Raw genomic sequence first — 21,247 nt, 5'->3', positions numbered from 1 at the left:
CGGCGTCATGATTCCCCCCGGCGAAACCATCGGCATTCTTGGTGGAGGCCAGCTTGGCCGGATGATCGCGATGGCGGCAGCGCAGCTTGGCTATCGCTGCCACATCTACGCGCCGGAGGCCGACTCGATCGCCGCCGAAGTCAGCGCCGCGTTCACCTGCGCGGCCTGGGACGATGCCGAGGCTATGGCGAAGTTCGCCGCCGACTGCGCGGTCGTTACTTACGAGTTCGAGAACGTGCCCGTCGCCCCGCTGGCGGCGCTGGGTGATGTGCCGCTGCTTGCCCATGCCCGCGCGCTGGAAACCGCGCAGGACCGGCTGAACGAGAAGCGCTTCGTTACCGAACTGGGCGGCACACCCGCGCCGTTCTTCCCGGTCGATACGGCCGAGGATCTGGCCGCCGCGATTGCCGAGATCGGTACCCCCGGCATCCTCAAGACCCGGCGCGACGGCTATGACGGCAAGGGCCAGTGGCGGATCATGAAGCCGGAAGATGCCGAAGGGCTCGACCTTCCGGCGCAGGCGCTGATCTACGAAGGTTTCGTCACCTTCTTCGCCGAATTCTCGGTGATCCTGTGCCGCGGCATCGATGGCGAAATCCGCTATTTCGATTCGGCCGAGAACGTGCACGAAAGCGGCATCCTGTCGCTCAGCACCATTCCGGCATCGCCCACGATTGTCGAACAGGTCCCGGCCGCGCGCGCACTGGCGGCGAAAGTGGCCGAGGCGCTCGATTACGTCGGCGTGCTCACGCTTGAATTCTTCGCCACCGGAAACGGGCCCGTGTTCAACGAGATGGCGCCGCGCGTGCACAATTCGGGGCACTGGACGATCGAGGGCGCCGTCACCTCGCAGTTCGAGAATCACGTGCGCGCGATCTGCGGGCTGCCGCTTGGCAGTACCGGGCTTGCGGCGGACACCGTGGAAATGCGCAACCTGATCGGCGATCAGGCGCATGACTGGCCGACGATCCTTGCCGATCCGGCCAATCACCTGCATCTCTACGGCAAGGCCGCGGCTCGCCCCGGTCGCAAGATGGGGCACGTTACGCGCCTCTCCTTCGGGCAGGACTGACCGGCGACTTGGCGCAGGATATCTTCCTTATCTACGCTCGCGCCGAAAACGGCGCGATCGGACGCGACGGGACCTTGCCCTGGCGCCTGCCGGCCGACCTGAAGCGGTTCAAGGCGCTGACGATGGGAAGGCCCATGATCATGGGCCGCAAGACTTTCGACAGCTTCCCCTCGCCGCTACCCGGCCGCCGCCACATCGTGCTGACCCGCGATGAAGCATGGCAGGCCGAAGGCGCCGAAGTCGCTCACACCGTCGAACAGGCGCTGGAGCTTGCCGGTCAAGGCGAGATCGCGGTGATCGGCGGCGCGGAAATCTACGGCCTCTTCGGAGGCATTGCGAACCGCATCGAACTGACCGAGATTCATGGGGACTATGAAGGCGATACTTTCATGCCCCGGCCCGGCAGCGAATGGTACGAGACTGCCCGCGAAGAGCATGCGGCGGACGGCGAACGCCCCGCCTATGCTTTCGTGACGCTCGTGCGCGACCTATAGGCCCGAACCGACATGATTCGCCTCGACAACCGTGAGCCCTTTCCCGAAGACATGCGCGGCGCCGTGCTGGCGCTGGGCAATTTCGACGGATTCCACCTCGGCCATCAGGCCGTCGTCGGCGAGGCGATCCGCTGGGCCCGCGCCGAAGGGCGCAAGGCGATCGTCGCCACGTTCGATCCGCATCCCGTTCGCCATTTCCAGCCCAACGCGCAGCCGTTTCGCCTGACCACGCTGGATCAGCGGCAGGAACTGTTCGGCGAAGCCGGCGCAGATGCCATGCTGGTGTTCCATTTCGATGGCGCGATGGCGGGCATGCATGCCGATCAGTGGATCGAGCAGATTCTGGCCGGGCAACTGGGCGTGGCCGGCGTCGTCACCGGCGACGATTTCACTTTCGGCAAGGCGCGCAGCGGCAACCCTTGCGTGCTCAAGGAGGTGGGCGGCCGGTTCGGCATCGAATCGCGCGCGGTCGGCGCGGTGCTCGACAATGGCCTGCCGGTCAGTTCCAGCCGCATCCGCGAGGCGCTTCAGGCCGGCGATTGCGAAACCGCCGCGCGTTTGCTGACGCGGCCTTTCGCCATTCGCGGCCATGTCCAGCACGGCGATAAGCGCGGCCGGGTGATCGGCTTCCCCACCGCCAACCTCGACATGGCGCACTATCTGCGCCCGCGTTACGGCATCTATGCGATTACCGGCCATCTGCCCGGCGGCCGCACGGTGATCGGCGCGGCGAACATGGGCATTCGACCGACGTTCGATCCGCCCAAGGAACTGCTGGAGCCGCATTTCTTCGATTTTTCCGGCGATCTCTACGACCAGGAAATCGAAGTGGCCTTCCACCACTATCTGCGCGGCGAGGCGAAGTTCGATTCCATCGATGCCCTAAAGGCGCAGATGGCGCTCGACTGCGATCGCGCACGGGAACTGCTCGCCAACCTCGTGTAAGATTGGGCAGCAGTCCAGCAAATCCTTACCGGATTTGAATAACCCGGCTGGAATGCCTATGTCGGCTCGGTGCAAGTCGAGCCTCCGACGACGCCCCCGATGACGCCTGAGGCGCGACGGCGGGCAGCCTTGCTCTGGCGCGAAGGGCGTGGGCCGCGTATTCCGCGTCCCAACCTGACCGCGCGGCCGTTCGTGATCGTCCGCCGGGTGATCGAAGGAACCTGGGAAGACGGGTTCATCCACGCCGGCAATCTGGCCTACATGACGATCGTGGCGCTGTTCCCGTTCTGCATCGCCGTCGCCGCGATCTATTCGGCGGTGGGCGAGCAGGGGCAGCTCGATCAGTCGATCAATGCGCTGCTTCAGGCGCTGCCGCTGCGGGTGCGGGAGGAACTGGCCCCGGTTGCGCACGACGCGGTGCGGGCGCGCCACGGCTGGCTGCTCTGGATCGGCGGGCTGCTGGGCGTGTGGACCGCGACCAGTCTGGTGGAAACCATCCGCGACATTCTCTATCGCTCCTATGGCATCACGAAGAGACGCGCGTTCTGGCGCAACCGGCTGGTATCGGGCGGGCTGATCTTTGGCGCGGTGCTGCTGATGCTGCTTTCGCTGTCCTCGCAAGTGTTCCTCTCGCTGATCGAGGACGTGCTGCTGGATCTGTTCCCCCGGTTGGCGCGGTTCAACTATCAGCTGGCGATTTCGCGCCTGATCACGGCAGGCACGCTGTTCGGGTCGCTTTATACGCTGTTTTACATGCTCACGCCGTCGCAATACCAAGGGAAGGGCTTTCCCAAATGGCCGGGGGCTGTATTGGTGGCGGCGTGGTGGCTTGCCACCGCATGGGCCCTGCCCAGAGTGTTGCGCAATTTCATCGCTTACGATCTGACTTACGGAAGCCTTGCCGGAGTGATGATCGCGCTTTTCTTTTTCTGGTTTGTCGGACTAGGGATGGTTGCGGGCGCCGAACTCAACGCGGCCCTCACCGTCAGTCCCGAGGAGCAGGAGATGCTCGCGGGGCGAAAAGGCGGCAACGGCGGAATCCTGAACAGGGCCGCCGAGAACAACGAAGCACAGGAAGAACGAGAATGACCGGTCTGATGCAAGGTAAACGTGGCCTGATCATGGGCCTTGCCAATGACAAGTCCCTGGCCTGGGGCATCGCGAAGAAGCTGCACGAACACGGCGCGGAACTGGCCTTCTCCTATCAGGGCGAAGCGCTGGCCAAGCGCGTGAAGCCGCTGGCCGAAAGCCTGGGCAGCGATTTCCTCATCGATTGCGACGTTTCCGACATGGCGGCGCTGGACGGGGCGTTCGAAACGCTGAAGGCGCGCTGGGAAACGATCGACTTCGTCGTCCACGCCATCGGCTTTTCGGACAAGAACGAGCTGCGCGGCAAATACGTCGACACCAGCCTCGACAACTTCCTGATGACGATGAACATCTCGGCCTATAGCCTGGTGGCCGTCGCCAAGCGGGCGGAGCCGATGATGCGTGAGGGCGGATCGATCCTGACGCTGACCTATTACGGCGCCGAAAAGGTCGTGCCGCACTACAACGTCATGGGTGTGGCCAAGGCCGCTCTCGAAACCTCGGTGAAGTACCTCGCCAACGATCTTGGCCCGCAGAACATCCGCGTGAACGCGATTTCGGCCGGTCCGATCAAGACGCTGGCTGCCAGCGGCATCGGCGATTTCCGCTATATCCTGAAATGGAACGAGCTGAACTCGCCGCTGCGCCGCAATACCACGATCGAGGATGTCGGCGGTTCGGGCCTCTACTTCCTCTCGGACCTGTCCTCGGGCGTTACCGGCGAAGTCCATCACGTCGATTCGGGCTACCACCTCGTCGGCATGAAGCAGGAAGATGCGCCGGATATTGCGCTGAGCTAAGCCGCGCCCAGCTATGTAAAAAGGGCCGGAGGAGCGATCCTCCGGCCCTTTTTGGTGCCTTGCTTGTTGGGTGCTTACTTTGGCTGCGGCAGCGGCGCGTCGGTCTTTCCGGCAGCGTTTTCGGCCGCATCCTGCTCTGCCGCCTGACGCTTCTGTTGTTCGAAGTAGGCCTTTTCCGCCTCTTCCACGCGCTTTTGCTGCGCAGCGGCATCGGCGTCGATCGTAGAGAGGCGCTTCTCACGCTCGGCAGCGATCAGTTCGCCGAAGCGGACTTCCGAACCGTTGGCGCGTTCCGAATAGGCCTGGTTGATCAGCTTCTGGGTGCAACCCGATGCGCCTCCGGGCCCCACGGGCGAGCAACTGAGATTGCCGAAAGCGCCAACAGTCTCATAGGCCTGAACCTTGTTGTTCCAGGCCTGCGAGGTGGGCGAATCGATGCCGCGCAGGGGCTCGGGGATGCGATAGCGCTCCGATTCGGCCTTGCGCGCGCACACGGTGATCTCCGCGTCCGAGGATTGGGGGCAGGGATCGTCACCGTAGATGATCAGCTGGTTGACCTTTTCACCCCCGCTGGAAGCGGGCTGATCTTCCTGTGCGGCGGCGGACGGTACCCACCCGGTCAGGCCCCCAGTTAGACCTAAGCCCATAATGGCGATCGCAGCAGCAGTGGTCTTGAGGGGCGTCATCGGAATTGCTCCAGTCGATAATACGTCGCACGGCGGATGATAGGGCGCGCATCGCTTGAATGGTAGCTTAAGCACAGCCCCTGGCCAGAAGGCAAACGGCCGGTCGGATCAATATAACGCCTGAAATTCAGATTCTTTCCGAAAGCTTGATGGCCACGCGGCAGCCCATGCGGATGGCGTTGAACAGCAGGGGGTAGGCGGGCGCACGCTCGGCCCCGGCGGCCAGCGCGGCGTCCCGGTGTTCGCGTTCCTCGTCGCGGAACTGGCGTATCACGTCGCCCAGTTCGGGATCCTCGTCGCCGAGTTCCTCAAGCTGTTCGGTGTAGTGACGGTCGATCTCTGTCTCGATCGCCGCGGTGCAGGCCATCGCCGCTTCCGGCCCGATCAGCGCGGTGGCGGCGCCCAGCGCATAACCGGCCACCGACCAGACCGGCTGGAGCAGGGTGGGGCGCACGCCCCGTTCGGCGATCATGCGGTCGAACCGGGCCTTATGCTCGGCCTCCTGCTCGGCCATGCCGGCGATCTCGGTGGAGAGCGGTGCGCGGGCACCCATGACCGCCATTTGCCCGGCATAGATCTGCACTGCGCCATATTCGCCGGCCTGATCGACCCGGATCATGCGCTCGGCCCTGGTGGATGTCATGACGTCAGGCTCCTGATGGCGGAAGCGGAGGGATTGCTGCGGGCGATCAGGCCGAAGATGGCCAGCGCGCCGAAAGTGGAAAGCAGGAAGTTGAAGCCCGCCAGCGATACGCCGCCCAGTGTCCAGGGGGCGACGTCGCAGCGAATCAGCGGCGCGGCCATGATCGCCGCCATCGGATCGGTGCCGGCGGCAAAGGGGCTGGCGGTGCAGGCGGTAAAGCCCTCCCACCAGCCGTATTCCACGCCGGCGTGATAGCCGCCGATCAGCCCGGAACTGAGGATCCCCAGCGCCGCCACTGCCACCAGCGGGCGCACCGGCCGCCAGAAGAAGGCCAGCGCCGCAAACGGCAGCGCGAACATCTGGCCATACCGCTGCCACCAGCACATTTCGCAAGGGTGCAGGCCAAAGCCGTACTGGCTGATATAGGCGCCGCCCAATGCGATCACGGGAATGGCCAGCGCAAGCAGGCGGGCGGCGCGCAAGGGTGCGGCAACGGTGACGGTCATCGCGGAAGCCTTCAGTTCTTGCCCGGTACGGCCGGCGTGGCGGCCGTGGCGAGCGCGGGCTTGCCGGCGGTGCGGCGCAGCGTGTCGATCGCGTAGCTCAGCTGGAAGTCGGTGACGCCCCGCTTCTTCAGATCCTCCGCGCTGACCTTGAAGCGCGGATCGTCGGCCTTGTCCTTTTCCAGTTCCTTGTCGTCCAGCGCCGCCTCGTTGATCAGGTGGCTGCGCAAGTCGGATTCGCGCACGGCGCGTTCGGAGCGCGCGCGGGCATCGGGATCGGACAGCTGCGGCACCTTGATGTCCGGCACGATGCCGCCTTCCTGCACCGAATGGCCGGAGGGCGTGAAGTAGCGCGCCGTCGTGATCTTGATCGCGCTCTCCTTGTCGAGCGGGATGTACGACTGGACCGAGCCCTTGCCGAAAGTGCGATCGCCCATGATCACCGCGCGGTGCAGATCCTGCAGCGCGCCGGCGACGATTTCGGAGGCCGATGCGGAACCGGCGTCGACCAGCACGACCAGCGGCATGCCCTTGACGACATCGCCCTTGAACACGGTTTCGGCGCGGTAATACTGGTTCTCGCTGGCGATGCGGCCACGCTGCGAGACGATCGTGCCATGGTCCACGAAGAGGTCGGACAGGGCCACGGCCTCATCCAGCGAACCGCCCGGATTCGAACGCAGGTCCAGCACCAGGCCGTCCAGCTTGGTGCCCTTCTTGGCGGCCTGCAGCTTCAGGTCGGCAATGCCCTTGTTCACGAAATTGCCGACATCGCGGGAGAATTCGTTGACCGAGATGACGCCGACGTCGTCCTTCAGTTCCCAGGTCACCGGTTCCAGCTCGATCACGCCGCGCGTGACGGTGACGTCGAACGGCTGGTCGCGGCCCTGGCGGAAGATCGTCAGGCGGATGGAGGTGCCGGCCGGCCCGCGCATCTTGTCCACCGCTTCATCCAGATCGCGCTCGTAATAGAGCACGCCGTCCAGATGGGTGATGTAGTCGCCCGCCTTGATCCCGGCCTTTTCGGCGGGGCTGCCCTTGAACGGGGAAACGACCTTCACGGCGCCGTCGTCTTCCACCACGGAAAGGCCAAGGCCGGTGTAATTGCCGTCGATCATCGTTTCCAGCCGCTGCTTGGCCGGGCCGTCGAGATAGTTGGAATGCGGGTCCAGGCTGGCCAGCATCCCGTCGATCGCGCCCTTCAGCAGCTTATTGTCATCGACCGGATCTACGTAGTTGGCCTTGACCAGCTGGTAGATGGTGAAAAGCTTCTGGAATTCGCGCCCGGCATCGCTGTCGACGGCGGCCAGGCCGGAGGTCGCGGCGGGCAGTACGGCGACGGCGGAAACCAGCAGAGTCGCGCGGATAATCGAAACGAACTTGGTAGAGCCAAACTTCATCGGGCTGGGTCGCCTCTCGTGTATCGCGTTCGGCCCCGGGCAGTAGCGGCACCGGGGGTATTTTTGACCATCATGCTGCGAAGGCCAATCACCGGCGCATAGTACCGGGGCGGGACGGCAATTGCCAGCGCGTCATGCTTACAGCGAGCGGACATATTGTAGCGGATTGACCGGGACGCCGGCATGGCGAAGCTCCACCTGCACGCGCGGATCGCCGGGCCCGGTCTCGCCCAGCGGCGATCCGGCGACGATAGTGTCGCCCACCGCAACATCCAGCAGCGAAAGCCCGGTCACCAGCGAGGTCCAGCCGCCGTCGTGCTCGATGATCACGATGCGGCCGAAGCCGCTGTAGGAACCGGCAAAGGCTACCCGTCCCGGCGCGGGAGCGACGATCTGGGCATGGGCACGCGTCGCCAGCGACAGCCCGCGCGATGGCGATTGGCCCGGCAATACTTCGCCAAAGCCGGTGACGACGCGGCCGGTTACCGGCAGCATGTAACTGGAAAGGCCCTCGGGCGGGGCATCGAACCGGGACGCCTCGATAATACGGGCATCCTCGGGCCGGTCGGGCCGCATTATCGGCCCGGGCAGGGCGGAAAGCTGGTCGCGCAGCGCACCTTGCCGGCCCATCTCGTCCACCAGATCGCCAAGGTCTCGCGCGGTTTCGGCCAGCGCCAGCGCGTGTTCCGCCTCGCGGGCGGCAATGCCAGTGGCCTGGTGGCTGGCCAGCCGCTGGCGGGTTTCCAGCACGGCGAGCTGGCTACGCCGTTCGCGCATCTGGTTTTCGGTCGCGGTCAGATCGGCGCGGGCGGCCAGCGCCTGCGTTTCCAGCGCCCGGCCGCGTTCGATTTCCGCCCGCAGTCCGGCAGTGCGCCGCTGGACTTGCGGCAGCATGGTATCGAGCAGGGCGCGCAGATAGACCGCATCCTGTACCGAACCGGGCCGCAGCATGGCCAGAATTGGCGGCCGTCGGCTCAACAACTGCAGCGAACCGGTCAGCCGCGCGAGCGGGGCCTGACGCACCGCCAACCGCTGGCGCAGCGCCGTGCGCTGCGAGGCGATCAGGCGCAATCTGGCCTGCTGCGCGGCGATGCCGGCTTCGGTCTCCTGGATGCGCGCGGCGACGGCGGCGGCTTCGCGCGCGGTCTTTTCCGTCTGTTCGCTGACGTCGCGGGCCTTTTTCTCCAGCGCTTCCGCACGGAGGCGGGTCATTTCGCCTTCGCGCCGCGCGGCGATCATGTCCTGCTGGGCCTGTGCGGCGTCGGCGGCGGGATCGAGCACGGCCAGCGCGCCGATCTGGCCGATGCCGGGGCCTGAAAGCACGATTGCCCCTGCCGCCAGGGCGGCAGAGGCAATCAGGATCGTGCGGTTGCGCGGGCTCACGAAGGCGTGCCTAAAGCACTGCGAGTCCCGCGCAAAGAGGGAAACCGGAGGAATGCTCCGGCATTCGTCTGAGAGTTTGTTTGGAAATTCGCGAAAAGCGAATTTCGCGGCACCAGCCCACTCCCCCACCCTGCCACCCGCAGGATACTACCGATGGGTGGCAGGGTGGGGGAGTGGGCTGGTGCCGCTCTGAAAATGCCCCATGGGCATTTTCCAAACGGTCTCTTAGCCGGTGCGGCGGACGGCGCCCTTGTGCGCGCCCACGCCCTTGGGGCCGCGCGGACGGAAGCTGCGCTTGCGCTCACCCTGCTCCTCGCCACCACGATCACCACGCGGCGCGTCCTGACGCGGACGATCGTCACGACGGCGGTCGTCGCGGCGCCCATCGTTACGCCCATCGTTACGGTGGCCGTCGTTACGCTGGCCATCATGGCGCTGACCATCACGGCGGCTATCGCCGTCACGACGCTCGCCGCGCGGCTGCTGGCTGCGGTTGCCGCCGCCATTGCCGCCACGCTTGCCCTGACCGCCATTGCGGCCGTTGCCCTGCGGTGCGGCCGGGGCGCTGCGCGAAGGCGCGGGAAGGCGCGAAGCCTGCTTCTGGAAATCTTCCGGCAGGCCGAGCGCGGCCAGCTTTACGCGGGTCAGCTTCTCGATGTCGCGGATGTAGGGCTTCTCGTCCGGCGCGACGTAGCTGATCGCCACGCCGTCCGCGCCGGCGCGCGCGGTGCGGCCGATGCGGTGGACGTACTGTTCGGCCACGTTCGGGATTTCGAAGTTGTAGACGTGGCTGACGCCGCTCACGTCAATGCCGCGCGCGGCGATGTCGGTCGCGACCAGGATGCGGATGGTGCCCTGGCGGAACCCGCCAAGCGCGGCGGTGCGCTGGGCCTGGCTCTTGTTGCCGTGAATCGCGGCGGCCGGGATGCCGGCGGCGACGAGGTGGCGGACGACGCGGTCGGCACCATGCTTGGTGCGGGTGAACACCAGCGCGCGGTCGATGGCGCCATGCTCTGCCTTCTCTGCAGCGTCTTCGGCCAGACCGGCGCGCAGGCTGAGCGTCAGCAGTGCCTGCTTTTCAGCCTGGTTGATGAAGGTGGCGTACTGTTCGACACGCTCGGCAGTGGTCGACTGCGGGGCAACTTCGACCTTGACCGGGTTGTTGATGAACTGCTTGCCCAGCTCGGCGATCGCCTGCGGCATCGTGGCCGAGAAGAACAGGCTCTGGCGCGTCTTCGGCAGCAGCGCGGCGACGCGCTTCAGCGGCTGGATGAAGCCCAGGTCCATCATCTGGTCGGCTTCGTCGAGCACGAAGATCTCGACATGGCGCAGCGTCAGCGCGCGGCTGTCGATCAGGTCGAGCAGGCGGCCGGGCGTGGCGACGAGGATGTCGGTGCCACGCTCAAGCGCGCGCGCCTGCTTGCCGGCGGGCACGCCGCCGAACACGCACTGGACGGAGAGATTGAGGAACTTGGCATAGCCGCGCATGTTCTCGGCGATTTGCGCAGCCAGTTCGCGCGTCGGCGACAGCACCAGCATGCGGCAGCCGGCGTTCTGGCGCGGCTTGGGATCATTGGCGAGGCGGTGCAGCGAAGGCAGCGAGAATGCGGCGGTCTTGCCGGTGCCGGTCTGGGCGATGCCCAGAATGTCGCGACCTTCCAGCAGTGCCGGAATGGCCTGACGCTGAATCGGCGAGGGATCGGTGTAGCCCTTGGCGGCGAGCGCACGGAGAATCGGCTCGGCCAGACCAAGTTCGGAGAAATAGGACATAAGTCACTTTCACAAGCAGCCCGGGCGCGCGGATAGGAAAAGGCGCGCGGAGCTAGGTGTCGTTTCGGGCGACCCTGCGTGAAGAAGGAAGCTGGTTCAGGTGCAACCGCTCGTCCGGGCCGGTTCAGGCGTTGACGCCGGAAACCTCACGCTGCTCTCGGATTGCGGCGGGAAAATGGACCCCACGCGCCGGTTGCTTGGCGTGCATTTAGGGTGTGGCGGGGGAAAACGCAAGAAAATTACGTGTCGGGGGAATCGGAAGGCGCCGCGGGCGAGCCGTCACAATCCCGGCGTTACCCCTCTGCACCCCATTGCAGGGTTTGCGGATCGCCCAGCGTCACCAGCCGGCGCAGCGCCGCGCGGGCAAGGCGCTCCGTCTCCACCTTGCGGCGCGCGGCGGCCAGCTGGTGGAGCGGGGCGGGCCGCAGAATCTCGGCATCATAGCCATCGGCCACGATCACGCCGCAGCGTTCGGGCAGGAACAGTTCGGTTTCCAGCGGCGCGCGGTCCAGCGAGGGGGGGAGGGCCCAGTAGAACCGGTCGCAATAGTCCAGATAGTCCGTCCACTTGCCATCACCCAGCAGATCGGCGCGGCTCACCTTGATCTCGACGATGATGACATGGCCCTTGGCGTCCACGCCCATCAGATCCGCCCGCCGGCCGCAGCGCAGGGGCATTTCCGTCAGGCACCAGATATCGTTGCGGGCAAACAGGCGCCCGACACCGCGCGTTACGTCGGCTGCGGTAATCGGCGAAAGGGGGGAATCGACGTCGGCCATGCCCTATCATAGGAACATAGCAAGAACTTTCAAGCCGATTGGCGCGGCGGTGTCATCAGGTTCAGCGCGTCGGGCGGCGCAAGCGCGACCATGGCATCGCGCGCGGCGACGAATTCCTCCCACAGCGAACGCGCGGCGGCACGCGGATCGGCCCCGCGATCGAGCGCGGAGAGCAGGGCGCAGAGGCCGGGCTCCATGATCGCGGTCAGATCGTCGATGCCCTGTTCGGCCAGTTTGCACCGCCATCCGCCCGCTTCGCGCATGATGGCCGGGAAGGCGCGCGCTTCAAGGCTGGGGCTTTGGTCATCGGCCCCGGCGATGGCGGCGACGACTTGCCCCGCCTGGTGGAGTGCTGCCCATTTCATGGCGATGGCGCCCAGTGCCGCAGGGGCAGGGGCATCCGCCGGTTGCGGCCAGGAAGCAACATAATCGGGGGTGCCATAGGTATCGGCGCCACAGTCACGCACATCATAATCGCGGGCCTCAGCCTCCGCCCAGCTTTCGTCCGAGGTGAAACCCGTCGCGTCCATGTCCGATTCGATAGCCGAAAGCCTATTGCGAATTTACTAACTCGGCATCCGGCGCATATTTTCCCGTGGACTGTCGGGCGATAGCCACATTTGTCTCTGGCAACACCGGCGATGCTCTGCTAGTCGCCCCGGCACTGCACCCGTAGCTCAGCTGGATAGAGCGCTGCCCTCCGAAGGCAGAGGCCACAGGTTCGAATCCTGTCGGGTGCGCCATTTCCTCTGGAAATGGCCACCCTCATCCAAAAAATCTGTTCGAACGGGTGCGCCATTTCTCCCAAATCGTCGATTTCTTTATGCGGCCACGGCCAAGTCGGCGCCGCTGTGGAAGCGCGCGCGATAGTCGCCCGGCGTCAGGCCGAGGATGCGGTGGAAGGTGCGGCGGAATGCGGTGGCATCCTCGTAACCCACGGTCCAGGCGATCTGGTCGATCGGACGGCGGGTGAATTCCAGCAGTTCGCGCGCCTTGCCGATTCTCAGGTGCTGCACGTATTCGATCGGCTTCATGCCGGTGGCGCTTTTGAAGCGGCGTTGCAGCGTGCGTTCTTCCAGCCCGGCCTGCTGCGACATCTCCGCAAGGCTGGTCGCCCGGCTGGCGCGCGATTGCAGCCAGTGCTGGACTTTCAGGATCGCTTCGTCACCGTGGGTAAGGCGGGGGGCGAAGCTGGAATAGTGGCGCTGTTCGCGGCCGGCGGGATCGATCAGCAGGAACTTGGCCGTCTCGATCGTGACGGTGGGGCCCAGCAGGCGGTCGACCAGCCGAAGGCCAAGGTCGGTCCAGGCCATCAACCCGCCAGCGGTGATCAGGTCGCCATCCTCGATCACGATGCGGTCGGCATCGACCAGCACGTCGGGAAAGCGTTCCTGCAACTCACGCGCGAAAAGCCAGTGCGTGGTCGCGGGGCGTCCGTCCAGCAGCCCGGTGGCGGCAAGGATAAAGGCGCCGCCGCAGGTCGAGGCGAGGGTGGTGCCGCGCGCGTGGCGGTCCAGCAGCCAGCGGGCGTAGGGTGCGGCCTCGTCGCGGTCGGCGGGGCCGGTGAGCCGGCCGGGGACGATCAGCACGGATGGCTCACCCGGTTCATCGGGGGCGGTGTCGTGGCAGCGGCGGAACACGCCGTCCTCACCCCGTTCCCAGTGGCTGACGCGCAGGGCCGGGCCGCCGTTGCGGGTCGAGAAGTGCGAGGCGATGGCGAAGAGGTCGGTAATGCCGTGGACCATGGCCATCTGGCAGCCCTGATAGAGCATCAGACCCACTTCGCGCCCACCTGAAACTGACTCCATTGCAGTTGCCGGATTCATCGTCACACCCACTCCGTCCCAGCCGAATGTCGGAATCGGCCTGCTCAATGTCGTTTGCGACAATCCCGGGCCTCGTGCGGGGAGCGTATCTCTTGTTTTACCGGGCGCAAAGGGCGCTCTTCAGGGAAGCAGGACGCAGACGATGAGCACGATCACCGCCAAGGACGGAACCCGCATCTTCTTCAAGGATTGGGGCGACCGGAACGCCCAGCCCATCGTCTTCTCGCACGGCTGGCCACTGTCTGCCGATGCCTGGGACGTGCAGATGGCGTTCTTCGCCGATCGGGGCTTTCGCACCATCGCCCACGACCGCCGCAGCCATGGCCGTTCGGATCAGGTCTGGAACGACAACACCATGGACCAGTATGCCGACGATCTGGCCGAACTGATCGAGACGCTGGATTTGCGCGACGTCATTCTGGTTGGCCACTCGACCGGCGGCGGCGAAGTCACCCGCTACATCGGCCGCCACGGCACGGCGCGCGTCGCCAAGGTGGCGCTGATCGGTGCGGTGCCGCCGCTGATGCTGAAGACCGAGGCCAATCCCGGCGGCCTGCCGATTTCCGCCTTCGACGCGATCCGCAAGGGGACCTATCAGGATCGCAGCCAGTTCTTCTACGACCTCACGATTCCCTTCTACGGCTATAACCGCGATGGGGCGACGATCTCCGAAGGCGTGCGGCGCGAGTTCTGGCGGCAAGGGATGATGGGTGGCCTCAAGGGCCAGCTCGATTCGATCCGGGCCTTCTCCGAAAGCGACTTCCACGCCGATCTGGCGAAGTTCGATGTGCCGACGCTGGTGCTCCATGGTGACGACGACCAGATCGTGCCGATCGGCGCCGCCGCGCTGGAAACGGTGAAGATCGTCAAGCAGGTCGTTCTCAAGGTATACGAGGGCAGCAGCCACGGACTCACCCAGATCGAGGCCGACCGTTTCAACGCCGATCTTCTCGACTTCATCCGCAACTGAACCCCGGACGCCCGGCGGCAGTGATGATCGCCGGGCTCCTTTCGAAAAGGAGTAATGTGATGAACGCCAAGACCTACCTCGTCACCGGCGCGTCCGACGGTATCGGTGCGCTCTATGCCGATCGCCTCGCCCGCCGTGGGCACGACCTGATCCTGGTTGCCCGCCGCAAGGACAAGCTCGCCGATCTGGCCGCCCGGCTGGAGGCTGAAACCGGCGTCTCGGTCGAAGTGATCGGCGCCGATCTCGCCAAGGCGGAAGACCTGTTGCACGTGGAACAACGGCTGCGCGATGACGCGGCGATTGTCGGCCTCGTCAACAATGCCGGCATCGCCAACGAAGGCACGATCCTGGAGGCCGATGCCGATTACCTGTCGGGCATGATCGACCTCAATATCCGCGCGGTCACCCGGCTCTCGGCGGCGATCGCGCCGCGGCTGGCGGAGCGAGGTGAGGGCACGATCATCAACGTCACCTCCGTCACCGCGCTGATGCCGGAGGCGTTCACGGCGGTCTATCCCGCAACCAAGGCCTATGTCCTCGCCTTCAGCGAGGCGCTGGCCGCCGAACTCGGGCCCAAGGGCGTGCGCGTGCAGGCGGTGCTGCCGGGGATTACCCGCACCGCGATCTGGACCGAGGAGAAGATGGCCGCGCTGCCCGCGCACATGGTCATGGAGGCGGACGACATGGTCGATGCCGCATTGATCGGGCTGGACATGGGCGAGACCGTGACGATCCCTGCCTTGCCCGACATGGCGCAGTATGACGCCTATATTGCCGCGCGTACCGCACTGCGCCCCAACCTGTCGCTTGCCAAGCCCGCCGCGCGTTACGGCGCGGTCATGGCCAACTGAGGAGAGCGTGCCATGATCCCCTCCACCACTATATTAGGTCTGACACTTGCCCAGTTCACTGCGCTCCACGTCGCGATCAGTCTGGTGGCGATTGCGAGCGGGATCGTGGTCATGCTGGCCTTCGCTGCCGGGCGCTACAGCATCGCCGGGCTATCCGGCCTGTTCCTGATCACCACGGCGGCGACGACGCTGACCGGCTTCCTGTTTCCCTTCCATGGAGCGACGCCGGCCTTCATCACCGGCGTCGTCTCCACCCCGGTGCTGGCAGTGGCCTTCGCCGCCTATTACGGGCGCAAGCTGCGGGGCAGGGCGGCCGCGACGTATGCGGTGGCGGCCAGCATAGCGCTTTACCTCAACCTGCTGGCTTTCGTGACGCAGGCTTTCCTGAAGATCCCGCCGCTCCATGCACTGGCCCCTTCGGGCACCGAGCCGCCGTTCCTGGTCGCGCAAGTGCTGACATTGGCGGCGATGATCGCGGTGGGAACCCTGTCTTTCCGCGCCGCCCGCCGCATCTGAATCGCAACCACAATCCATTGCAATTTTGCCCGCGAGGATCGCCTGATCCGCGCGGGCAAAATGTTTCCACCGAATTCCCAACCGCAATGGCTGACAAAGTGCGAATCGTCCCTTTCGCCCGCTTGCAAGGGGCTCACGCGTTGAGGCATGACAGTCGCGTGCTTTCGCAGAAAACCCGCTATGCCATCCGCGCCATGCAGCACCTTGCCGATCACTACGGGCAAGGTCCCATCCAACTGGCGCAGATCGCGGAAGCCCAGAACATCCCCGCCAAGTTCCTGACCACGATCCTGTCCGAGCTGACACGCTTCGGCATCGTTGACTCCCAGCGCGGCAAGGATGGCGGATATTGGCTGGCGGTGGCCCCGGTCGACATCACCTATGGCGACCTGATCCGCATCATGCGCGGATCGCTGGCGCTGGTGCCCTGCGCCAGCCGCTTCGCGCACGAGAAGTGCAAGAATTGCCTGGAAGAAGGCGATTGCCGCACCCGCGCCCTGATGCTGGAAGTGCGTGATCGCACCGCCGATCTGTTGGACGGTATCCGCCTGTCGGACCGGATCGACCTGGTTCCCGCACAGGAAGAAGACGAAGCCGCCTGACTGCGCTTCGGCGGCCATTCGCGGCCACCGGTTTTCGGCAGATTTCAGCAGTTTTCGTAGGATTTCAACGCTTGGGCGGCTGGCTTCTTTGCCCCCCTCTACCCCTTTCGGATCGTATCAAACGCCAAGCCATCGCTTCGGCGTAAATAGATTTTGTTTTGCCGCGAATGCGAGAAACTTTCGGATAGGGGTATTGTCAACTTTTTAGGTTGAGAATATCAGTACCTCAGGCGGTGCAAAGCGCCGCACTCGGAGGAAGATTCGCAATGGCTCAACCGTCAACGGATACCCAGCGATCGGGACTTCACCTTTCCAGGGACTCCGAGGGCTCGAACTCCAAGGCGGCCCCGCTTCAGGTCGTCGCCGATGCTCTCGACAGGATGCGCTACGGCGTCATCCAGATGACAGTCCACGATGGAAAGCTGGTCCAGCTCGACATCACCGAACGAAAGCGCTTCGCTTCCTAAGCGCGCGCATCGACACCGGATTCTGACCAAAACCAAATAACCGACTGCCCATAACCGACTGCCGCCAAGCAGACCGGACCACCGGATGTGAGGCCCTCGAATAGCGACCATTCGCACCGCGACATATTCAAGGGGGACTTCATGAGAAGACACATCCGCGGGCCGCTTCCGGCTCCGCTTCCGCTCGCCTGCCTTTCGTTCACGCTGCTGCTGGCTGCAACGCCGGCCCTCGCGGAAGAAGCGCCGGCACCCGTTGCTGCCACGGCCGACGCCGAACAGGAATCGCCCACTTCGGTCGGCACCGGCGCCCATGATCGTGGCGGCGAGATTCTCGTCACTGCGCGCCGCCGCCAGGAATCGAGCCAGGAAGTGCCGCTGGCGATCTCGGTCGTGGGCGGCGAACACCTTGATTCCACAGGGGCCTTCAACGTCGGCCGGCTTCAGCAGCTAACGCCCACGCTGCAGTTCTATTCGTCGAACCCCCGCAACACCGCCGTGAACATCCGCGGCCTCGGTGTGCCGTTCGGCCTCACCAACGACGGTATCGAGCAAGGCGTCGGCATCTATATCGACGACGTCTACAACTCGCGTGTCGCCTCGGCCACGTTCGACTTCCTCGACGTTGCCCAGATCGAAGTGCTGCGCGGCCCGCAGGGTACGCTCTACGGCAAGAACACCACGGCCGGCGCGATCAACATCACCACCAACCAGCCCACCTTCGATTTCGAGGGCAAGGCAGAGGTGTCGGTCGGCAATTACAACTTCAAGCAGGCCAAGGTCGCCGTTTCGGGGCCGCTGACCGACAATGTGGCGGTCCGCATCGCGGCGTCCACCACCGATCGGCGTGGCACCATCTATAACGTGACCACCAATCAGTGGATCCAGAGCCAGGACAACATCGGCCTGCGCGGGCAGGTGCTGTGGAAGCCCACGGAGGATCTGGCGATCACCTTTGCCGGTGACTATTCCACGCAAGACGCAAACTGCTGCGGCTCGGTCTACGTCGGTTACGGCCCCACCCAGCGCGCCGCCAACCGCCAGTATCCGGCGCTCGCTGCCGCGCTTGGCTATACGCCGCCCAGCACCAACCCCTACGATCGCCTGACCGACCTCGACACGCCGCTCAAGGCGAAGAACAAGATCGGCGGCGCTTCGGTGCGGGTGAAGTGGGATGTGGGCCCCGGCACGCTGACCTCGATCTCTGCCTGGCGTTTCTGGGACTGGGATCCGTCGAACGACCGCGATTTCACCGGTCTGCCGGTCGTTGCCTTGTCGCAGAACCCGTCTCAGCAGGACCAGTACACGCAGGAACTGCGCTACAACTACAGCGGCAAGCACTTCGATTTCGTGGTCGGCGCCTTCGGCTTCTACCAGCGGATCGATACGCAGGGCACCGAATCGCAGGGCGCGGCCGCCAGCCGCTGGAACATCAATCCGGGCACCGTCGCGCAGGTCCCGCCGGGCTCTTCGGGCTGCGGCCCCAGCGCGGCAAACCAGCTTGCCTGCAACCCTGCAGTGCTCAACGGGCTGGTCGCCTACAATTCGCAGTATCTGAAGAACACCAGCGCCGCGCTGTTCGGCCAGCTCAGCTGGCATGTCACGCCGGAACTGACGGTGCAGCCGGGCGTGCGCCTGAACTACGACAAGAAGGACGGCTACTACCAGCGCCGCGTGTTCGACGGGCAGGGCAATGAACTTCTGCTCGGCCAGGCGTCCTACACGGCCACGCAGAGTGCGCAGCTGGCGATCTATACGCCGCAGGAAATCTCGCCCAAGTTCAGCGACTGGAACTTCAGCTATGACTTCAACGTCAGCTACAAGGTCACGCCGGACATCCTCGTCTATGCGACGTATGCGAAGAGCTTCAAGTCGGGCGGCATCAACCAGAACGGCGTGCCGGTCGATGCGCAGAACAATCCGATCCTTGCCGCACAGACGGTGAAGCCGGAATCGGTCCACAACTACGAAGCCGGCCTCAAGACGCAGTTCTGGGATCGCCGCGCGACCTTCAACCTGTCGATCTTCCGCTCGGACATCGGCAACTATCAGGCCAACGTCACCAACGGCCAGTACGGCGTGCTGCGCGGCTACCTCGCCAATGCGCAGGAAGTGCGCTCGCAGGGCGTGGAGTGGGACTTCTCGGTCCGCCCCAGCGAACGCTTCAATGCCTATGTCAACGGCGCCTACACCGACGCGACCTACCGCAAGTTCACCGACGCGCCGTGCCCGCCGGAACTCTCGGGCGGCACCGTCGTCACCGGCACCCAGGTGCCCGGCGCGGCCGGAACGCCCGGCGCGCTCAGCCCGGCGAACTGCGATATCTCCGGCCAGCGCCTGCCGGGTGTGTCGAAGTGGACGTTCTCGTTCGGCTTCGAGGCGAATACCCCGGTCACGCTGCTGAAGCAGGAGGGTGAGGTCTACTTCGGCTACGACGGCAGCTATCGCTCGAACTTCTCGTCCAACCCTTCGCCTTCGGCTTATACCTGGATCGACGGCTACAGCCTGTCGAACTTCCGCCTGGGCTTCCGGACGGAGAGCGGCTTCGATATCTATGGCTGGGTACGTAATGCCTTCGATCAGAACTACATGGATCAGCTGTTCGTCGGCCCGGGCAACACCGGCCTGATCGCCGGCCTTCCGGGTGACCCGCGCACCTGGGGTGGCACGATCCGTTACAACTTCTGATCCCATTCACGGAACAGGGAGGACAACCTCATGTTCGATCTCGGAATCGGCCTCGACGATTTCCTGCCTTTCGTCATCGTCGGATTTGCCGCGCAAGTCATCGATGGTGCCCTGGGCATGGCCTTCGGGGTGATTTCCCAGACGATGTTGGTCAGCGTGCTCGGGATGGCGCCGGCGGCGGCATCTGCGAGCACGCACCTCGTCGAAATCTTCACGACCGGCGCATCGGGCGCGAGTCACATCCTCCACCGCAACGTCGATTGGGGCCTGTTCAAGCGACTGGTCCCCTTCGGCGTGGCGGGCGGCGTTCTCGGCGCTTACGTGCTGTCGAACATCGATGGCTCGGTCGCTCGACCCTACATCATGCTCTACCTCACCGGGATCGGCTTCTATCTGCTGGTGAAGGCGATCCGCATGAGACGGCCGCGCTTCGAGGATCCGCGCATGACTCGCCCGCTGGCAACTGTGGGCGGCTTCCTCGATGCCGCCGGTGGTGGCGGCTGGGGGCCGGTCGTCACCTCGAACCTGCTGGTGCAGGGCGGAGACCCCGTGAAGGTGATCGGCACAGTCAACACGGCTGAGTTCCTGCTGTCGCTGTCGATCTCGATCTCGTTCATCGCCACATTGGGAGTTGCGGCATTCAGCGTCGCGACGGTGGGCATGATCGTCGGCGGCGTGATCGCGGCTCCATTCGGAGCCTACCTTGCCAAGCGCGTGGCACCACGCGTGTTGCTGTTCGCAGTGTCGTTGGTGCTGATCGCCACCAGCATGTTCAGCATCGTGAAGGCCTGGCATCTCGTTCCAGGCATGTGAATCGGGTGAAAGCGCAGAAAACCGTCCCTCTCGGCGACCCGATTCGCCGAGGGCGGAATCCGACCCAAAGCGAACATGCTCTGAAACCCTCGGAAATCTGCCAAAATTTAGAAAAAAGACGTTTTTTTGAAAAAGGTGTGTTGACCGAATCGTAGGTGGGTCTTAGAGGGCCTCTCACCGCAGCGGACCAGACGGTTTGCTAAGGTCGCCAACATAGACGGGCAACATGCTCCTCGAGATAGAAATCGAGGAAGGCTGTTTGTCCGGGTTTTTCGTCGGCGGGAGCTTTGCAAGAGGCTCCGGATCTTTGACATTGTAGGTTTTTGATGAAGGGACATGTGGGCGACGGCGCCTGGTCCTGCGGATCTTCGGGCCGCGGGTACCAGTTTAAAGCAAGCCGACGCTTGTTACATGTCCTTACGTAACCATACGTTTTACATGTGCAGGTATCGGCTCCCGAAGTTCGATCATCTGAGGTTGATGCTCTTAGGAGTGTGCCTTGATGGTTGTGACACAAACTTGAGAGTTTGATCCTGGCTCAGAACGAACGCTGGCGGCATGCCTAACACATGCAAGTCGAACGAGATCTTCGGATCTAGTGGCGCACGGGTGCGTAACGCGTGGGAATCTGCCCTTTGCTTCGGAATAACAGTGAGAAATTACTGCTAATACCGGATGATGTCTTCGGACCAAAGATTTATCGGCAAAGGATGAGCCCGCGTAGGATTAGCTTGTTGGTGGGGTAATGGCCTACCAAGGCGACGATCCTTAGCTGGTCTGAGAGGATGATCAGCCACACTGGGACTGAGACACGGCCCAGACTCCTACGGGAGGCAGCAGTGGGGAATATTGGACAATGGGCGAAAGCCTGATCCAGCAATGCCGCGTGAGTGATGAAGGCCTTAGGGTTGTAAAGCTCTTTTACCAGGGATGATAATGACAGTACCTGGAGA

21 protein-coding genes, 1 tRNA gene and 1 rRNA gene (1 of these 23 running past the window's edge) are annotated in these 21,247 nt (G+C 64.4%); 14 read left to right on the top strand and 9 right to left on the bottom strand.

What is annotated here, in order from left to right; translation table 11 throughout:
- The first annotated feature begins 7 nt into the window (after positions 1–7).
- The 5 genes from ACZ1JV_RS08475 to fabI all read left to right on the top strand — a co-directional run bounded on the left by ACZ1JV_RS08475 (position 8) and on the right by fabI (position 4,400).
- Positions 8–1,072: a 5-(carboxyamino)imidazole ribonucleotide synthase gene (locus ACZ1JV_RS08475; protein ID WP_465151228.1), complete on the top strand. Its 1,065-nt coding sequence runs from the start codon at positions 8–10 to the stop codon at positions 1,070–1,072.
- A gap of 8 nt (positions 1,073–1,080) precedes the next feature.
- Positions 1,081–1,566: a dihydrofolate reductase gene (locus ACZ1JV_RS08470; RefSeq protein ID WP_465151227.1), complete on the top strand. Its 486-nt coding sequence runs from the start codon at positions 1,081–1,083 to the stop codon at positions 1,564–1,566.
- A 12-nt stretch (positions 1,567–1,578) separates the two neighbouring features.
- Positions 1,579–2,511, top strand: coding sequence for a bifunctional riboflavin kinase/FAD synthetase (locus ACZ1JV_RS08465; protein WP_465136832.1), 933 nt, complete (start codon positions 1,579–1,581; stop codon positions 2,509–2,511).
- A gap of 99 nt (positions 2,512–2,610) precedes the next feature.
- Positions 2,611–3,600 carry a YihY/virulence factor BrkB family protein gene (locus tag ACZ1JV_RS08460; RefSeq protein ID WP_465151226.1) on the top strand — a complete coding sequence of 330 codons (990 nt, stop codon included), beginning with the start codon at positions 2,611–2,613 and terminating at the stop codon, positions 3,598–3,600.
- The gene (fabI, locus tag ACZ1JV_RS08455) at positions 3,597–4,400 is read left to right on the top strand and encodes an enoyl-ACP reductase FabI (protein WP_465136834.1); all 804 of its coding nucleotides are present in this window, start codon (positions 3,597–3,599) and stop codon (positions 4,398–4,400) included. The genes ACZ1JV_RS08460 and fabI overlap by 4 nt, the downstream gene beginning before the upstream one ends.
- Before the next feature lie 74 nt (positions 4,401–4,474).
- Here fabI and ACZ1JV_RS08450 read toward each other — a convergent pair whose 3' ends face one another.
- The 8 genes from ACZ1JV_RS08450 to ACZ1JV_RS08415 form a co-directional block, all read right to left on the bottom strand.
- Positions 4,475–5,086 (bottom strand): hypothetical protein, encoded by a 612-nt coding sequence (locus ACZ1JV_RS08450; protein WP_465151225.1) that lies wholly within the window; start codon positions 5,084–5,086, stop codon positions 4,475–4,477.
- Positions 5,087–5,213: 127 nt separating this feature from the next.
- Positions 5,214–5,729 (bottom strand): demethoxyubiquinone hydroxylase family protein, encoded by a 516-nt coding sequence (locus ACZ1JV_RS08445; RefSeq protein ID WP_465151224.1) that lies wholly within the window; start codon positions 5,727–5,729, stop codon positions 5,214–5,216.
- Positions 5,726–6,235 (bottom strand): disulfide bond formation protein B, encoded by a 510-nt coding sequence (locus ACZ1JV_RS08440; protein ID WP_465151223.1) that lies wholly within the window; start codon positions 6,233–6,235, stop codon positions 5,726–5,728. The genes ACZ1JV_RS08445 and ACZ1JV_RS08440 overlap by 4 nt, the downstream gene beginning before the upstream one ends.
- An 11-nt stretch (positions 6,236–6,246) precedes the next feature.
- Complete coding sequence (locus ACZ1JV_RS08435) at positions 6,247–7,632, bottom strand: S41 family peptidase (protein WP_465136838.1); 1,386 nt, start codon at positions 7,630–7,632, stop codon at positions 6,247–6,249.
- Between the two features lie 138 nt (positions 7,633–7,770).
- Positions 7,771–9,015 carry a murein hydrolase activator EnvC family protein gene (locus ACZ1JV_RS08430; RefSeq protein ID WP_465151222.1) on the bottom strand — a complete coding sequence of 415 codons (1,245 nt, stop codon included), beginning with the start codon at positions 9,013–9,015 and terminating at the stop codon, positions 7,771–7,773.
- 225 nt (positions 9,016–9,240) lie between these two features.
- Complete coding sequence (locus tag ACZ1JV_RS08425; protein ID WP_465151221.1) at positions 9,241–10,785, bottom strand: DEAD/DEAH box helicase; 1,545 nt, start codon at positions 10,783–10,785, stop codon at positions 9,241–9,243.
- Between the two features lie 293 nt (positions 10,786–11,078).
- Positions 11,079–11,564, bottom strand: coding sequence for an MmcB family DNA repair protein (locus ACZ1JV_RS08420; RefSeq protein ID WP_465151220.1), 486 nt, complete (start codon positions 11,562–11,564; stop codon positions 11,079–11,081).
- A gap of 29 nt (positions 11,565–11,593) precedes the next feature.
- Positions 11,594–12,094 carry a hypothetical protein gene (locus ACZ1JV_RS08415; RefSeq protein WP_465151219.1) on the bottom strand — a complete coding sequence of 167 codons (501 nt, stop codon included), beginning with the start codon at positions 12,092–12,094 and terminating at the stop codon, positions 11,594–11,596.
- A 136-nt stretch (positions 12,095–12,230) separates the two neighbouring features.
- On the opposite strand from ACZ1JV_RS08415, the gene ACZ1JV_RS08410 reads away from it, so the two are divergent.
- A tRNA-Arg gene (locus tag ACZ1JV_RS08410) sits at positions 12,231–12,307 on the top strand.
- Positions 12,308–12,385: 78 nt separating this feature from the next.
- Here the strand turns inward: ACZ1JV_RS08410 and ACZ1JV_RS08405 are convergent.
- Entirely contained in the window at positions 12,386–13,372 is a 987-nt protein-coding gene (locus ACZ1JV_RS08405) for a GlxA family transcriptional regulator (RefSeq protein WP_465151218.1), read from the bottom strand.
- 160 nt (positions 13,373–13,532) lie between these two features.
- On the opposite strand from ACZ1JV_RS08405, the gene ACZ1JV_RS08400 reads away from it, so the two are divergent.
- From ACZ1JV_RS08400 to ACZ1JV_RS08365, 8 genes are all read left to right on the top strand, one after another.
- Positions 13,533–14,360 carry an alpha/beta fold hydrolase gene (locus ACZ1JV_RS08400; RefSeq protein WP_465151217.1) on the top strand — a complete coding sequence of 276 codons (828 nt, stop codon included), beginning with the start codon at positions 13,533–13,535 and terminating at the stop codon, positions 14,358–14,360.
- Positions 14,361–14,419: 59 nt separating this feature from the next.
- Positions 14,420–15,211, top strand: a complete 792-nt coding sequence (locus ACZ1JV_RS08395) for an SDR family NAD(P)-dependent oxidoreductase (RefSeq protein WP_465151216.1) — start codon at positions 14,420–14,422, stop codon at positions 15,209–15,211.
- Positions 15,212–15,223: 12 nt separating this feature from the next.
- Positions 15,224–15,727, top strand: coding sequence for a hypothetical protein (locus ACZ1JV_RS08390; RefSeq protein ID WP_465136846.1), 504 nt, complete (start codon positions 15,224–15,226; stop codon positions 15,725–15,727).
- Between the two features lie 158 nt (positions 15,728–15,885).
- Complete coding sequence (locus tag ACZ1JV_RS08385; RefSeq protein ID WP_465151215.1) at positions 15,886–16,329, top strand: RrF2 family transcriptional regulator; 444 nt, start codon at positions 15,886–15,888, stop codon at positions 16,327–16,329.
- Positions 16,330–16,595: 266 nt separating this feature from the next.
- Entirely contained in the window at positions 16,596–16,796 is a 201-nt protein-coding gene (locus ACZ1JV_RS08380; RefSeq protein ID WP_395329831.1) for a YezD family protein, read from the top strand.
- A gap of 141 nt (positions 16,797–16,937) precedes the next feature.
- Complete coding sequence (locus ACZ1JV_RS08375) at positions 16,938–19,481, top strand: TonB-dependent receptor (protein WP_465151214.1); 2,544 nt, start codon at positions 16,938–16,940, stop codon at positions 19,479–19,481.
- A 30-nt stretch (positions 19,482–19,511) separates the two neighbouring features.
- Positions 19,512–20,294, top strand: a complete 783-nt coding sequence (locus tag ACZ1JV_RS08370; protein WP_465136849.1) for a sulfite exporter TauE/SafE family protein — start codon at positions 19,512–19,514, stop codon at positions 20,292–20,294.
- A gap of 515 nt (positions 20,295–20,809) precedes the next feature.
- A 16S ribosomal RNA gene (locus tag ACZ1JV_RS08365) occupies positions 20,810–21,247 on the top strand (it continues 1,051 nt past the right edge of the window).

It is taken from the genome of Novosphingobium sp. BL-S-19, assembly GCF_055521675.1.
The sequence above is the reverse complement of the archived record's forward strand: the minus strand, read 5'-3'. Positions and strand labels throughout refer to the sequence as shown.